Genomic DNA, 15105 nt, shown 5'->3' with positions numbered 1-15105 from the left:
CGTCTAATCAATCTCGTCGAATGACTCGAGTGCTGGCATTGGTGCCGCTTCAATGACCGGATTCTGCGTCATAGCCTGATCGACAACTGGTGTGGAATTCTGCAGATTCCAGCCGCCGCCGAGTGCTTTGTAGAGGCGCACCACGCTCACCACAATATTGCCTTGGGCGGAAATCAATTCGTCCGTGATGAGTGTTAACTGACGTTGGGAATCGAGCACCGCCTGAAATGGGATGGCACCCGATGCGTATTGCTCAGTCGCATTGTCAACCCCCCGTTTCGCGGAAGCAACCGCTTGTTCAAGCTGCTCGGCGATTTCTTGATTGCGACGGTAGCTCACCATAGCATCTTCGACCTCTCCCACGGCGCTGAGCACCGATTGACGATACTGCAATTGTGCTTGACGGTATACAGATTCGGCGGCGTCAATTCCTCGAAGGACTCGACCGAAACTGAAAATGTTCCATCGCACTGCTGGGCCGACGCGCATTCCGAAGCTATCGCTCTCAAAAAGGCTTGAAAGGTTTTTTGTGTCCATTGTAAAGACGCCGGTTAAGGAAACGGACGGGTACAGCTCGGCCTGGGCTACTCCGATGCGCGCACCGGACGCGATGACTTTTTGTTCGGCGGCACGCACGTCAGGTCTCCTGCGGACTAAATCGTGTGGTATTCCGATGTCTATCTGAGCTGGAACGCGAGGAATTGAACTCGAAGGTTCAACGATGTCCAATAATCCCCGGGGTTGCTCGCCGCGCAAGATCGACAAGCGATTGTTAATAATCTCCCGTTCACGCGCGAGATTTGGCACGCTCGCACGGGTCGAGTACAACTGCGCTTCGGCCTGAGCCACATCTAGGTCACTAATGGCTCCCGCCTCAAATCGTCGACGAGTAATAGCTAGCGTTTCCTCCTGGATCGCAATATTGGCGTTAGCTTGTTCGATTCTTGCTTCGATCACTCGCATTGAGACATATGATGCAGCCACGTCGCCAAGCATGCTAACTTGCAAAGCGTTCTTCGCTTCGGCAGTTGCGCGAAGATCGGCACAAGCCGCCTCCGTTAATCGCTTCACGCGACCAAATAAATCAACTTCCCAATTGACGTTGAAACCTGTGGACCACAAATCGAAGGGCGGGAATGGAACCCCCGAGATGCCCGCAGGATTGCCATTATCACTAATATCGATTCGGTTGTACGAAGCCTGATGGGTGACGGAAGGGAACAATCCGCTACGAGTTACGCCCACGCGTGCTCGAGCCTCTTGAATTCGTTCCGCAGCCTCCTGAATGGATAGATTTTGATCTGCGACTTGGTAAATCAATCGATGCATCGCTGGATCTTCGAAGTTCATCCACCAATGGTGGTCAGCCGCATTTCCTGGACCAAATCGTTCGTCGTGATGAGCGTGCCAGTCGGACATCAGCGGGTCGTGCGACGGTCGAACATTAGGCCCCACCACGCAGCCAGTGGCCGACAAGAACAGGCAAGTCGCAAGTAAGAAACCTGCCACGGTCGCGATCCGATCCACCCGCGGCAAGCCCCCAATTGATCGAACGACCCTACCAGACGTAGTCTGAATTTGGCAGTCTTCAGGAATCGCCCCTCTACGTGGTAGACGGAGGGCAGTTTGGAACCAGGATTTATTGCCATCCTTTTCGAAGGAATTCTTTAGGTCGCGTGAAACTTTGCGGCTGAAAACGCATGTCGCCGACTTGAATGACTCGCGGGTCATGTTATTCTACCTGTTTTGATTTTCATTTATGTGACCGGCCAGTCATAAAACTCGAGCACTTGGCTGTATAGTCGGCATTTCCGCGTTGTTAGGCTTAATGCTCGTAACCGTAGTTAGCCTTAGACGGGTAAACAGGTTTGGGAAAACTAGGAGAAATTTTGTGTTTAGGCAATATATTGCTGCTAGGAGCTGGCCCCCGATCGGTGTGCAAACGATAATTCGAGTCACTCAAGCCTTGATAGCCAAGTCCAGCCAACCAGGGTACTTCCAGCTTTGGTTAGCTGTCATGTGGGCATTGGGGTTCGCTTTGGCGGCTGGATGTAACGAGCATCACGAATCGGTGGAGCCTTTCAGGTATGAAGGTCCCCGGAAAGTGAAAACGGCTGCGTTAGAGTCAATCGTTGATAATGTGTTTGCTCAGACTGGGACGATACGTGCGCGACGCGAAATACCGCTGGCCTTTCAGGTACCCGGCCGGATTACCAGTCGGCATGTCGATACGGGTATGACCGTCCGTGCGGGCGATGTGTTGCTGGAACTGGATCGGAAGGACTTCGATGACCAGCTTTCAGCCGCTGTGGCTCAATTGCGAGCCGTTGAGGCGGAGGCGCGCGATTCCGAACGAGAGCTCCAGCGTCAAAAGCAAATGATCACGACCAAAGCCACCAGCCAAATGGCACTCGACAAAGCACTGGCGGCCGTCGATGCCGTGACTCAGCGAGTCGTTGCCACTCAATCGCAGTTAGCTTTGGCCAAAAATTCTCTGGAGTACACCCAGCTTCGGGCTCCCGTGGATGGTCTGTTGGTTGATGTCTTTGGCCAAGCGGGGCAAGTCGTTGGCGTGGGGCAAGAAGTTGCTCGCCTAGCGGAATCGGGAGAACTGGAAGTCGAGGTGGCTTTACCCCAATCGTTGATCGGAAATGTGCCTCAAAACGGCGAATGCTTTCTCAATGGCGGAGAGAAACGATTTCTCATTGAGCTGCGTGAGGTCTCGGGATCAGCAGATCCGATGAGCCGTACTTGGCGGGCTAGGTACCGGGTTCTTAAACCCGAAACTGCTTCCTTACCGCTTGGGTCGATTGTTCGCGTCCGCCTCAAGCTGTCAGATGTCGATCCCTATCTGAAACGAGTCCCCATTGCAGCCATAGATGAACGGGGAGATCAACCGCGTGTCTGGTTGCTGGAAGAAGGCAAAGCAAATCCTCATTCTGTGGAGATTGTCGAATACAACGGGGAGTATTGCAAAATTCGTAGCCAACTACCTGATGGTGCGCCCGTCATTTCCATGGGAACCCACCTGCTGGAAAAAGGAATGTTCGTGGAGGCGATCCAGCAATGAGTTTCCCCAACCTATCCGCATTAGCTGTTCGTGAACGGTCTCTCACTCTATTCTTCATGCTTCTGGCGTTGGCCTCAGGGGCCTACGCTTTTCTGTCTCTTGGGCGTGCTGAAGACCCGGCATTCAAGATTCGAGCTTTGGTCGTGTCGGCAATCTGGCCGGGGGCAACGGCTCAAGAGATGGTCGATCAAGTTGCCGATCGATTGGAAAAGCGATTTCAAGAGGTACCCTATTTCTACCGAGTCGAAACGACTGCCCGGCCTGGTCGGGTCGACATGGTAGTTGAATTCCATGACTATACTCCTGCCAAAGAACTGCCCGAGGTGCTGTACGAAGTTCGCAAGCGAATGTTGGACGACGCCCCTTTCTTGCCTCAGGGCGTGATTGGGCCGATTGTCAACGATGATTTTGCGGATGTCTACTTTAACCTCTTGACAGTAACGGCCCCACAAGTCCCCATGAAGGATATTGTGCGAATCGCTGAGCAAACACGCGACCGACTTTCCCGCGTTCCGGGCGTGCAGAAAGCAGTTCTGATCGGCGAGCGTGCAGAGCGGGTTTATATCGAGTTTGATATGGTCAAGCTCAACTCATTGGGAATAGCCGCTACATCTGTTTTCGAGGCCATCCAAGCCCAGAACCAATTGGTTCCCGCAGGCTTGATTGAAACCGGCGGCCCACGCATCTATTTTCGTTCCGGCGCAGATCTCTCGGACATCGAACGTATCCAACGCCTTCCCATTCGAATCGGTGATCAGCTGATCCAATTGTCGGAACTGGCTGAAGTTCACACCGGCTATGAAGAACCGCCACTCTTTTTGGTTCGTTCGGGTGGCGAAGATGCCCTATTGGTTGGTGTAGTGATGGCGAATGGAGAGAACGGGCTCGAGCTAGGAGATCGTTTAAAGAGTTTTTTGGAGGAAGAGCAATCGCGATTGCCATTAGGGGTCGAGCTACGTCAGTTCACGAACCAAGCCGAGGCGATTTCCCAAGCGGTCGACCTGTTTCAGGTTAAGTTTCTGGTTGCCCTTGGTGTGGTGATGTTAGTGACGCTTTTAGCGTTGGGATTACGCGCCGGTTTAATTGTCGGCATTGCAGTACCAGTGACGCTGGGCATTACGTTTGTGGTCATGAGTATCGTGGGGATCAACTTAGATCGTATCACGCTGGGTGCATTGATTATCTCGCTAGGCTTGTTAGTCGACGACGCCATGATTTCGATCGAGATGATGATTGTAAAGCTGGAAGAGGGCTGGGATCGGGTAAGCGCGGCGGCTCACGCCTGGGACGTGACCGCCGCACCTATGCTATTCGGTACTTTGGTTACGGTGGCAGGTTTTGTACCGATTGGGTTCGCTCGCTCTGGTGTAGGTGAATATGCGGGAAATATCTTTTGGGTACTTTTATATTCTCTAATGGTTTCTTGGGTCGTAGCCGTGACTTTCACACCCTACTTAGGTGTGATGCTGCTTCCAAATTATAAGAAGCATGATGCGGACCACGATATCTATCAGACTCGAGCTTTCCGCATTTTCCGGTCATTGGTTCGCGGTTGCTTGAGATTTCGCTGGCTCGTCATCCTTGCAACTTTTGGGGCTCTGGGCTTATCCATCGTTGGTTTAGCAGGTCCCGTGAAAAAGCAGTTCTTTCCTGGATCTGACCGCCCCGAAGTTCTCATCAACGTCTACATGCCGCAGGGCACTTCGATTCAAGCAACTGAAGCTGTCGTGCGACGATTGGAGGCAGTCGTCGAAGACATTCCCGAGTTCGACCGCTACGCCAGTTTCATTGGGGCAGGTGCTCCGCGGTTTTTCATTTCACTCAATCCAGAACAGCCTGACGGTTCCTTTGGCAAGGTCGTTGCCATTGCGAATGATTCCCATGACCGCGACATCGCCATCAACAAAATTAGAAAGGTGATATCGGAAGGGGCGTTCCCCGAAGCTCGGGTACGCGTCGACAGATTGCTATTTGGACCGGCCTCTGCTTGGCCGGTAGGTATACGGGTAATCGGTCCTGACCCGCAGAAACTTCGAGAAATTGCTGGCAGGGTTCGTGAAATCATGGTTGCCCACCCGCACACGGACAATGTCAACCTTGCATGGAATGAGAGAGTCCCGGTTTACCGGCTCAATGTGGATGTGGACCGATTGCGAGCCATCGGTTTGACCCCCATTGATGTCGCCCGACAGTCTCAGTTTTCGTTCGACGGAGTCCCAGTCACCGAACTGCGACAAGACATTCGAACTGTTGAATTGCGCGCTCGCGGGTTATCAAGTGTCAAGCAGATCGAAGCGTTGCAAGGGCTAGAGATCAAGACACAGGACGGAAGAACGATCCCGGTTGCACAACTAGGGGAATTGCAGGTCGACTTCGAAGAACCTGTTGTACAGCGATATAACAGGGAATTAATGCTTGCCGTTCAGTCCGACGTGATTGGAGCCGAATCGCCAGACGTTGCGGCCCAAGTCTGGCAGGATCTAACCGAGTTACGGACCGAATTGCCTGCTGGCTATCAGTTGACGCAAGCGGGGACGGTAGAAAATTCGGAAAAGGCCAACGCTTCGATCAACAAACTCGGGCCCGTTATGCTCGGATTGATGCTCATCTCAATCATGCTTCAGGTGCGCACCTTTAACGGTGCCTTTACCACACTGGCGACTGCTCCACTGGGGTTGATTGGTGCCGTGGCTGCCTTGCTAATTTTCAATCAACCATTTGGATTCGTTGCTTTGCTAGGCCTGATCGGATTAGCAGGGATTCTAATGCGTAACACATTGATTTTGACCCAGCAGGTCTCTGACAATTTTGCCGCTGGCATGTCGCCTGAAGATTCCATTGTTGAAGCGGTAGTGCGTCGAGCTAGACCGGTGATTTTGACGGCATTGGCTGCCATGTTTGCCTTCATCCCTTTGACCCACGATACGTTTTGGGGACCAATGGCCTACGTCCTCATAGGCGGAATCGCATCCGGAACCGTCATCACACTGTTAGCGGTTCCTGCTTTGTGTAGCCGGTATTTCCTCGCTCGACAGCGCCGTGACGTTCCGAGTAAATAACGATACTTCTTTCGAAATTTGGAGACCGTGATACGACAAGCCGAGAGGACATGATGAATCGATTATTTGAAAGCTCTCTGCTGAACCATGTGGCGGCGTCCAGTCTCCGATTCGACTACACGCCATTGCTCACAGCCAAGGCACAGCCCGAACAGAAGGATTTGGTGGTCAAGGATGAGAAACGGTCGCGCGAGATTCCAATTCGCGTCTACCTGCCCACGGGCCAGGCGACTGCGCCCGTCGTGGTGTTCAGCCACGGACTCGGCGGCAACCGCGAAGGCTCTGCATTTCTGGGCAAGCATTGGGCCGCGCGGGGGTATGTCGCAGTTTTTCTGCAACATCCAGGAAGCGACGACTGCGTCTGGAAGGACAAATCCTTGGCCCAGCGCCGGGCTCTGTTAAAGCAAGCAGCGACTCTAGAGAATCTTCTCCTTCGGGCTCAGGATATACCCGCTGTGCTTGATCAACTCGAAGTTTGGAACATGGAAACCGCGCACGCTTTCGCGGGTCGATTGGACCAAAAGCGGATCGGCATGTCGGGTCACTCATTCGGCGCGGCGACGACGCAGGCGGTCAGTGGCCAGACGTTTCCGATGGGCCAACACGCCGGCGATCTTCGCATTAAAGCCGCCGTCGTGATGAGCCCCACCCGTCCGCTTACCGGAGATACACAACAGGCCTTCGGCGCGGTAAAGATTCCCTGGCTGCTGCTCACCGGGACGAAAGACACGACGATCTTCAACAGAACCGATGCGAAGTCACGGCTCGTAGTCTTCCCAGCGCTGCCCTCGGGTCGCAAATACGAACTAGTGCTTAACAAGGCGAAGCACTCGGTCTTCACCGAACGCGCGTTGCCGCGCGAGACCGCGTCATGCAATCCGAACCATCACCGGGCGATTCTGGCGGTGACGACCGCATTCTGGGATGCGTACCTGTGCGATGATACCGAGGCCCGGAAGTGGCTAGACGGCGAGACTGTGCGGAGCGTACTTGAGAAGGACGATCAGTGGCGGAAGAAATAAGCCGCTCGCCGCAAAGACCGATCCGCGAATTATCGGGAGACATTGCTGGAACTGCTATTCGCAGGCGTTGTGGCGCACCAACAATCGACGGCGGGCTGCGTGAATTCTGGGACAATCCAAGATGCTCACGGATTTCGCATCTTTGCTGACAACTCGCTCCCCTGAAGCCTTCACCTCACTCGCCTGCAACCTCTCGTTCATTTCAATGGTCGCTCAGATTCTTTATAATCCGTTTCAAAAATTCACGAAGCGTCTCGATCTCCACCGGACTCAAACCGTGCTCCGCAATAAGACGGGCTCGCACCGAGCATTCAACAACCACCTCGGCGAGTTCCTCCCCGCATTGATTGAGACCAATCATCTTTCGACGTCCGTCCGACCGATCAGCAACGCGTAGGATCAGGCCATCGCGTTCCATGCGCTCCAGGACGCCAGAAAGAGTGGCGGGTTCGATCCTGAGCACCCTCGCTAGTTGACACTGCGAAAGGTTCCCATTCTTTCGAAGCCAGCCTAGTACTTGAGACTGCCGATAAGTGACACCATAATGAGCAAGTTCAGCATTCAGCGATTGTTGGTATACTCGAGCCGTTTGCGAGAGAATATTTCCGATGTCATGCGAAACGTCAGTCTCGTGAGCTCGACCGTGCGACTTATTTGGTTTAGGTACCGACATCCTAGTTTCGTTCACTTATTCCCCGGCAGCAATCGCCAGACCAAAGAGCAGCCACGACCATTTATTGCTCCAATTGTTTTTCATTTCGTCATACCTGCTGAAACCTCCCGATCCGTCGAGCGCCAACACGAACCGGGCCGTGGCAGAAGCGGACTTCCATCAATTCGCATGTACGCTCTCACTCTTACTCAAAGCGGCTAATTGCTGCGAGTGAAAGCTCGGTGATGTATTGTGCGACCTCGTCGTTTGACGGCGGGTCACTATGCTTTTGCGGTAGCATGGCGAAAGCTACCTTTGCGAACATGCATTGGCTTATGATGCTGCAGGCCAGCCAGAGTCGCTTTGACTGCAAGGAATCGCGGGGGAGCAAGTCCTCAAGAATCGGCAAAAGGACATCCATTATCAGTTGAACGAAACGTGCAGTCTCATCGCTGCGTATTCCAGTTGGTGCCAGCCACTCACGTAGGATCAGCCGCGTCTGCCATGCGACATCGTTCAACTCAGCCATTTGTTCAACAAGCGTGCAAACACACGCATCAAGCCGCACCTTCGCCGGTTCTTCTGGGGAACACGTTGGAAATTGCGATCGGCTGACGGTTGATTCGAGGGCCAAGCCAAGGCTAGCGACATAGAGCGTCCGCTTTTTACGGAAATAGTAATTGACTGCGGCATTGTTCACGCCAGCCGCTTCGCATATCTCGCGGATCGTGGCACCATGGTAACCCTTCGCAGCGAAAATGGGCCCAGCCGCTTCGAGTATTCGTGCGCGGGCTTCGTCATTTGCCATACGGGTGCGCCCCCAGTCCCGTTACAAAGCGCTCGTGAGACTGCCTACCCCGGCGTAGGGAGGAGGCAGTTGATGTACACTTCAACGTTGTCGTAATTCGGATCAAGGTCCTCCACCGAGGTCAATAGAGCTTTCAGTTCATCAGGAATCATTAATCGCTATCCTTGAAACCTTCCAATCGGACGAACATCGAACCGGAGCAGGCCCCACCGAAGAAGACGCGCCCCTTCATCGACGATGCGACGCACTCCGCCGCATCAGCTTGCTTTCGCGGTCTCACGGGTTTTTAATGCGGCAGCCACTTGCGGTTCATTCTTTTCACGCTGTTCGACATCCTGGTCTGCCAAATGAATCGGTCTGGCTTCGATATCCTGCTGCACTGTAACTCCCAGGATGCGCAAGACACCGCAGCTTAGGTCATCCAGCAGGCTGTACACCACCGGGATAACCACGAGCGTTAGCAGCGTCGACGTGAGCATTCCTCCGATTACGCAGGCACCCAAGGGCTGGCGGGTCTCCGATCCAGCCCCCAAGCCGATAGCAATCGGGATCATGCCGGCGATAGTGGAAAAGGCAGTCATCAGAATCGGGCGAAGCCGCACTGGTCCCGCCATTAAGAGCGCTTCGTTCTTTTCCATTCCCTGCTCGCGACGGAGCAGGTTTGTGTAGTCCACCAACAGAATGGCATTTTTGGTGACCAACCCCATCAACATGACCATGCCGATCATACTGTAGATGTTCAGAGTCAGCCCCGTTATCGCCAAGGCGCCCAATGCGCCACCGATCGACAACGGCACCGAGACCATAATAGTGACTGGGTGAATGAAGCTCTCGAACTGCGACGCTAGAACCATGTAGATCAGGACGATCGCGAGAAGGAGCGAGAAAATGATGCTGGCGAATGATTCGGCCATCATGTCTCCGGCACCAGTAAATGCACTGACCACTCCCGGCGGGAGTCCGATTTCACGTTCCATGGACAGCACGTCCGTCATGGCGGCCCCAAGCGGCTTAAAACTCTCTAGGTTGGCCATGATAGTGACCTGCCGCTGCCGATTCTGTCGGTCGATTTGCACCGGGCCGGTGCCTTCCACAACGTCAGCGAGCTGACGGAATTCAACTAAACGTCCACTCCGGGTTCGCACGGGCAGCGCCGCAATCGCCTCGGCACGGTCGCGATCGCCTTCCGCCAGACGCACGCGAACGTCGAAACTCTCGCCCCCCTCCTCGAATGTGCTGACGGGCCTGCCACCCACGAGCGTTTGGACGGCAAGTCCCAGTTTCTCAACGTTGATACCCAGATCGGCCGCCCGATCGCGATCGGGCAGGATCGCCACTTCCGGCTTGCTGGAGTCATACGTAAGGTTGACGTCGACAATCCCCGGGGTCTCGCGCATCCGCTGCGTGACCTGCAGGGCCATCTTCTCAAGTTCAGCGATGTCCGTCCCGCGTAGGTTATATTGCAGCGGAGCCGATCGGAATCCACCGCCCGAAACGCGTGGGATGTATTCGACGCTGATTTTGGAGTGGCCAAGATCCTCCACACTTTGTCGGGCCATTGCCATGATTTCATGCTGGCTGAGTGTCCGCTCCGCCTTGTCCGGGAGTTGGACCAGAATCATGCCGTAATTCACGCGACCTTCCTGGCCGGCTCCAATGGTTGTGTACAAGTTCGTAACATGCGGCAATTCCCACAGCCGACGCTCCACTTCTTCGAGAATTCGGCTGGTTCGATCAATGGACGAGCCGAGCGGCGTTTCGACCTGCACGTTGAACTGCCCCTCGTCCTGCGAGGGCGAGAACTCGGTCCCTATCAACGGCAGGAGCATTACGCTGCCAACTAACACGCCGATTGCCAGCGCCGATACCAACCAGCGGTGCCGCAAAGCAAATCGGAGCGTCAAGCCATACAGCCATTCGGTGCCCGTGAAGAATCGTTCCACGACATTGAATAGTCGCCCGTGTTGAGGGGTAACCTTTAGTACCCGGGAACAGAGCATCGGTGAAAGCCATACGGCGATGAACGTCGAAACCACGACCGCGAATGTGACGGTCATCCCGAACTCATAAAAGAATCGCCCAACCAGGCCATCCATGAAGGCGACTGGAATAAACACGGCGACAATGGCGAGCGATGTCGCAATGACTGCAAAGCCAATTTCCTTCATGCCGGCGATGGCAGCATCGACGCGTGACTTCCCTTGCTCCATATGCCGAAACGCATTCTCCAGTACGACGATGGAGTCGTCGATGACCATGCCGACCGAGATGCTCAACGCCAGAAGCGACATCATATTCAGAGTGAAGCCAAAGGCGAGCATGAAGGCATAGGTGGTGACGATTGTCGTCGGAATGGTGACGGCTGCCACGAAGGCGCCGCGCCAACTCCTCAGGAACAGCAGAATCACCAATACGGCGAGAACACCACCCCGCAGCAGTTCGCCCTGGGCTTCGTTGACACTGTCTGCCACGAACAGCGACAAATCCTGAGTCATTGTCAACTCGTACCGATCCGGGAGGTCGGATTCAATATTGGCCAGGCGCTTCTTAACCTCCGTGGCAACTGCCAGCATGTTCTCACCCGACTGCCGGCGGACTTGCAGCGAGACTGCCCTCTGACTGTTGAGTCGTGAAAGACTGCGGAAGTCTTCCATTCCGTCTTCAACTGTGGCAACGTCCTTCAGGCGAATGGGTGTTCCTTGACGATGCGCCACCACAATGTTTTCGAAGTCCGCAGGACGTTCGATACGTCCTTTGGTCTTGACGACCAATTCGCGCACGTCTGTCTCGACGCGACCGCCGGGAAACTCAACATTTTCCTTTTCGATCGCCTCCACCACGTCCGAAGCCGTTAGGGCATATCCGCGAAGATCGTCCACTCGCAGCCAGATGCGGATTTCGCGGTCACGACCTCCCACGACTTCAACGGCACCGACACCGTCCACGCCTTCAATTTGCGGTTTGATTACGTTGTCCGCGTATTGCGTCAGCTCGCGGATGGAATCGGTTCCCGCCAGCGTAATCGACATGATAGGAGCCGAATCGGGGTCGAACTTCTCGACGACCGGGGGGTCGATCCCCTTCGGCAGGTCCGCCCGAATCGCCGCGACTTTATCCCGCACGTCCTGGGCGGCAATGTCGATGTTCCGCCCCAATTCAAACTCGACGAACGTCATCGACAAGCCGGTTACGCTCTCGCTGCGTAGCGACTTGATGCCGCTGATCGTATTGACCGCTTCCTCGATCGGCTCGGTGACATCCGTTTCGATCGTTTCCGGATCGGAACCTTCATAAAACACCGATACGGTGACGATCGGGAAATCGACGCTTGGAAACAGGTCCACCCCGATTCGGTTGTATGCCACAAGACCGAACACGACCATCGCAGCGACGACCATCGTCGAAAAGACGGGTTGCTTGATCGAAATCTCAGAGATCTTCATCAGTGGTTTCCTCCCGTCAATCCAGCAGCCAATACATGCTTCTCGTCCTGATGCGCTGCATGTCGCTCCGATTCACCGGATTGCACCCGCATGCCGTCAGCCAGCACCGCGGGATCCTGAAGCACGATGCGGTCGCCGTCTGTCAGTCCATCAATGATTTCTGTAATCCCATCTCCTTCCAGTCCCAGGCGGACGACCTTCTGAGTGACTCGTTGAGATTCAGCGTCGTAAACAAATACCTGGGGTTGTCCTCCAGAGTAAACCAGGCTTTTCGTTGGGACGACGAGTGCGTCGCGTGCCGAGTCGATCTCAAATGCCACCTTCACAAACTGCCCGGCCTTAAATTTGCGCTCGTGATTCTCGACCGCCACGCGGACACGGAACGTGCGAGTTTCGTGGTCAATTTTCTCATTGACGAGGACCACCAACCCGGGCACCGAATCGACAGTCCCCGCAGCCTGAACGCGAACCCAATCCTCTATTTGGACTCGCCCCATGTAGCGCTCTGGTATACCAACCTGCACGACGACGAGGCTCAAGTCCATCAGTTCCATCAGTTCCACGCGTGGCTGCGACGTCACGCGTTCCCCCTCTTCGACGAACCGTTCCACGATGACCGCATCATAAGGCGATCGAATGACCGTCTTTTTGAGGCGATCTTCCTTGATCCGTACATCGGCCTCGGCCTGGCTGACAAGGGCCTGTGATACGGCAATTTGCGCCTCGGTCGGACCGGCTTCAGCCTCGGCCAAATCGGCTTCCGCCCGTTCCACTGCAGCCCGCGCAGATCGAAGCTCTGCCCGCACGCGTCCAAATTCCTGCTGCGAAGTGGCCCGCTGGTCAATCAGCGATTCCATTCGCTTAAAGTCAGATTGATTGCGTTCCTCACGGGCCAGGGCTTCCTCACGGGCCGCTGTCAGGCGGCGGATCTCTTCCGGCCTCTTCCAGGCGAGAAGGTCCTCCAGATCCTTTTGAGCCTTCAGCAACTTTGCTTTGGAGGCAGCCAACTCCAGCTCATATTCGGTCGGATCGAGATGAACGAGCACCTCACCTTGAGCGACGGTTTGACCGAGGTCGAGACCCTGGTTTTCAGAATACTTGCGTCCCTCAATTTCGACTTCGATTTTGCGCGATGACCGCGGAATCGACTGAATCACACCATCAACTTCGGCTACCACCATTGTCCGCCGTCGTGGAAGAAAATTGCCTGTCAGTTCCAGTGTCTTGGCGACCGTGCCCTGCCGGACGCTAACCAGTTCGACCGCCATCGCCGGAATCTCCTTCCGGGCACTGGGCTCATGTTGCGAGACGGCTTGCGACTTTTCGAAAAACCAATGACGCGCCGCCAGCGCCAGCGCTCCAACACTTACAACGACAATGAGCGTCGTCACGACCGGTCGTATCAATTTCCTCATATTATTGCATTCTTTTCAGAGGTTTTCTTCGGGCGAACTATTCGACGGACGGAGTTTCGCGACCGACGAGCAGGCCATGAAACACCATGTCCAGGATGGTGTCGCATTGACTGGAGAGCGTTGCCTTACGACCCGAAAAGTAGTTGGTGAACATCGTCCCGTATACCACGTCGGAAACGAATTCGGTGATCCGCTCGACCGGGATGTCGCGCACTACTCCCACTTGTATCAACTCGCGGAATAACGCTTGCCACGGCGCCATGTTGGCGTCGCGGTGAACGAAATAGGTTGGCTTCTTCCTGTCCCGAAAGTGGGCACGTTCATGAATCAGCAGCTCGACGATTTCCGGATGCTCGTCGAAGAAGGCTAGGTAGGCGCGAACACCTTCGGCAATTCGCTCCAGCGGTGGCTCCACGCCTGCGATTGCCGCATCTACCGCACTTTTGAGCCGCCTCATCCCATGATCGACAGCCGCCAGAAAAAGCTCTTCCTTGCTTGGGAAGTAACGATAAACCGTCCCCTTACCGACGCCTGTTTTGTTGGCGATTTCCTGCACGTCTGCCGCCGCGAACCCGTTCTCCGAGAACACGACCGTTGCGGCGTCAAGGATTTCCGCACTGCGCCGCTCCTGGAGTTCTGCGTCAGGAGGGCGCCCCACCGGTCGGGTACTTTTTGAGGTGACTGGCATGGACAGGAATCTCCGGAGGCACTATTTTGTTAACGGACCGGTCCGTCCGTGAATGGAGTTAAGACTAATCGGCTGCCGACACGGCGTCAATCCCAGCTTTTGAAACAGGTGGACCGGAACATTCCGCAGCAGTCGCATCCCGATGCTAAGGCTGTTCAAAAATCCCACCGCAGGAGATCAAATCAATGTCGAAGTGGTTCGTCGTGCTGTCATTCGTTGCCGGGGCAGCCTTATCCTGGGGCGTCTACGTTCCAGTTGTCCACCGGGCCGCGTTCGAGTTAAAAAGCAACCTGCGTGCGTTCATGTTCGTCGGTGCAGCCTACTTCGTCGTCGCGGTGCTGATACCGGCCTTCTTCATCTTCGTGGCTAAGTCCGATCCAACCGTAAAGCCCGGTACCGTGCCGAATTTTCACCTGCACGCCTCGCTCTGGGGGTTGGCCGCAGGGATGGCTGGCGCAATGGGTGCGTTATGCGTGATCTTCGCCGCAACCAAGGCTGGTCCGGGAGCTGCAATCTTTGTGGCACCTCTCGTGTTTGGGGGAGCCCCGATTATCAACACTTTGGCGACGATCTATTACTTTCATCCCACCAAAACCTTGCCAGACTGGCGATTCTTTGCCGGCTTGATCCTGGCAGTCGTCGGTGCGTCGCTCGTGCTGGTCTATAAGCCCGTTGACAAGCCACAGGTGCCAGCACTCTCGCCGGCCGATACTTTGCCCGTCGAACTTCACCGCACTGTCGAACATTGACGTGCGCAAAAAATGGCAAGCAACCTACTGGTTTTTACCAGAGCATGCCGTAGGGTACAGCCAATGACAGAGCGGCAGTCTAACGCACTTGTACCATTCGTTGGCAGTCGGGCGGCAAAGCGAAGGAGCAGGCTTGGGACAGTAATTGTCAGGGCTGCATTGTTTTTGAGGGCACGGCAACACGACGCCCGGTTTGCTG

At 55.0% G+C, this 15105-nt stretch carries 10 protein-coding genes; 4 read left to right on the top strand and 6 right to left on the bottom strand.

Going from position 1 to position 15105, the window contains the following annotated elements:
* Nucleotides 1-3: 3 nt before the first annotated feature.
* Nucleotides 4-1509, bottom strand: coding sequence for an efflux transporter outer membrane subunit (locus KF752_10585; GenBank protein MBX3421987.1), 1506 nt, complete (start codon nucleotides 1507-1509; stop codon nucleotides 4-6).
* A gap of 595 nt (nucleotides 1510-2104) precedes the next feature.
* On the opposite strand from KF752_10585, the gene KF752_10580 reads away from it, so the two are divergent.
* Genes KF752_10580 through KF752_10570 form a run of 3 tightly spaced genes read left to right on the top strand, consistent with a single transcriptional unit; the run spans nucleotide 2105 to nucleotide 7151 of the window.
* Nucleotides 2105-3070 (top strand): efflux RND transporter periplasmic adaptor subunit, encoded by a 966-nt coding sequence (locus KF752_10580; protein ID MBX3421986.1) that lies wholly within the window; start codon nucleotides 2105-2107, stop codon nucleotides 3068-3070.
* Nucleotides 3067-6129: an efflux RND transporter permease subunit gene (locus KF752_10575; GenBank protein MBX3421985.1), complete on the top strand. Its 3063-nt coding sequence runs from the start codon at nucleotides 3067-3069 to the stop codon at nucleotides 6127-6129. The genes KF752_10580 and KF752_10575 overlap by 4 nt, the downstream gene beginning before the upstream one ends.
* A gap of 50 nt (nucleotides 6130-6179) precedes the next feature.
* Nucleotides 6180-7151, top strand: coding sequence for a dienelactone hydrolase (locus tag KF752_10570; protein ID MBX3421984.1), 972 nt, complete (start codon nucleotides 6180-6182; stop codon nucleotides 7149-7151).
* A gap of 202 nt (nucleotides 7152-7353) precedes the next feature.
* On the opposite strand, the gene KF752_10565 is transcribed toward KF752_10570, so the two are convergent.
* From KF752_10565 to KF752_10545, 5 genes are all read right to left on the bottom strand, one after another.
* The gene (locus tag KF752_10565) at nucleotides 7354-7824 is read right to left on the bottom strand and encodes a MarR family transcriptional regulator (GenBank protein MBX3421983.1); all 471 of its coding nucleotides are present in this window, start codon (nucleotides 7822-7824) and stop codon (nucleotides 7354-7356) included.
* A 184-nt stretch (nucleotides 7825-8008) separates the two neighbouring features.
* Nucleotides 8009-8611, bottom strand: coding sequence for a TetR/AcrR family transcriptional regulator (locus tag KF752_10560; protein ID MBX3421982.1), 603 nt, complete (start codon nucleotides 8609-8611; stop codon nucleotides 8009-8011).
* Nucleotides 8612-8868: 257 nt separating this feature from the next.
* Nucleotides 8869-12054: an efflux RND transporter permease subunit gene (locus KF752_10555; GenBank protein MBX3421981.1), complete on the bottom strand. Its 3186-nt coding sequence runs from the start codon at nucleotides 12052-12054 to the stop codon at nucleotides 8869-8871.
* Nucleotides 12054-13445: an efflux RND transporter periplasmic adaptor subunit gene (locus KF752_10550; protein ID MBX3421980.1), complete on the bottom strand. Its 1392-nt coding sequence runs from the start codon at nucleotides 13443-13445 to the stop codon at nucleotides 12054-12056. Before KF752_10550 ends, KF752_10555 begins: the two co-directional genes overlap by 1 nt.
* A gap of 61 nt (nucleotides 13446-13506) precedes the next feature.
* The gene (locus KF752_10545; GenBank protein ID MBX3421979.1) at nucleotides 13507-14127 is read right to left on the bottom strand and encodes a TetR/AcrR family transcriptional regulator; all 621 of its coding nucleotides are present in this window, start codon (nucleotides 14125-14127) and stop codon (nucleotides 13507-13509) included.
* A 215-nt stretch (nucleotides 14128-14342) separates the two neighbouring features.
* On the opposite strand from KF752_10545, the gene KF752_10540 reads away from it, so the two are divergent.
* Nucleotides 14343-14906 (top strand): hypothetical protein, encoded by a 564-nt coding sequence (locus KF752_10540; protein ID MBX3421978.1) that lies wholly within the window; start codon nucleotides 14343-14345, stop codon nucleotides 14904-14906.
* Nucleotides 14907-15105 lie beyond the last annotated feature (199 nt).

The sequence above is a fragment of the Pirellulaceae bacterium genome (assembly GCA_019636385.1).
GTDB lineage: Bacteria > Planctomycetota > Planctomycetia > Pirellulales > Pirellulaceae > Aureliella.
Note: the sequence above shows the minus strand (reverse complement) of the source record. Positions and strands in the feature narration are given on the sequence as shown.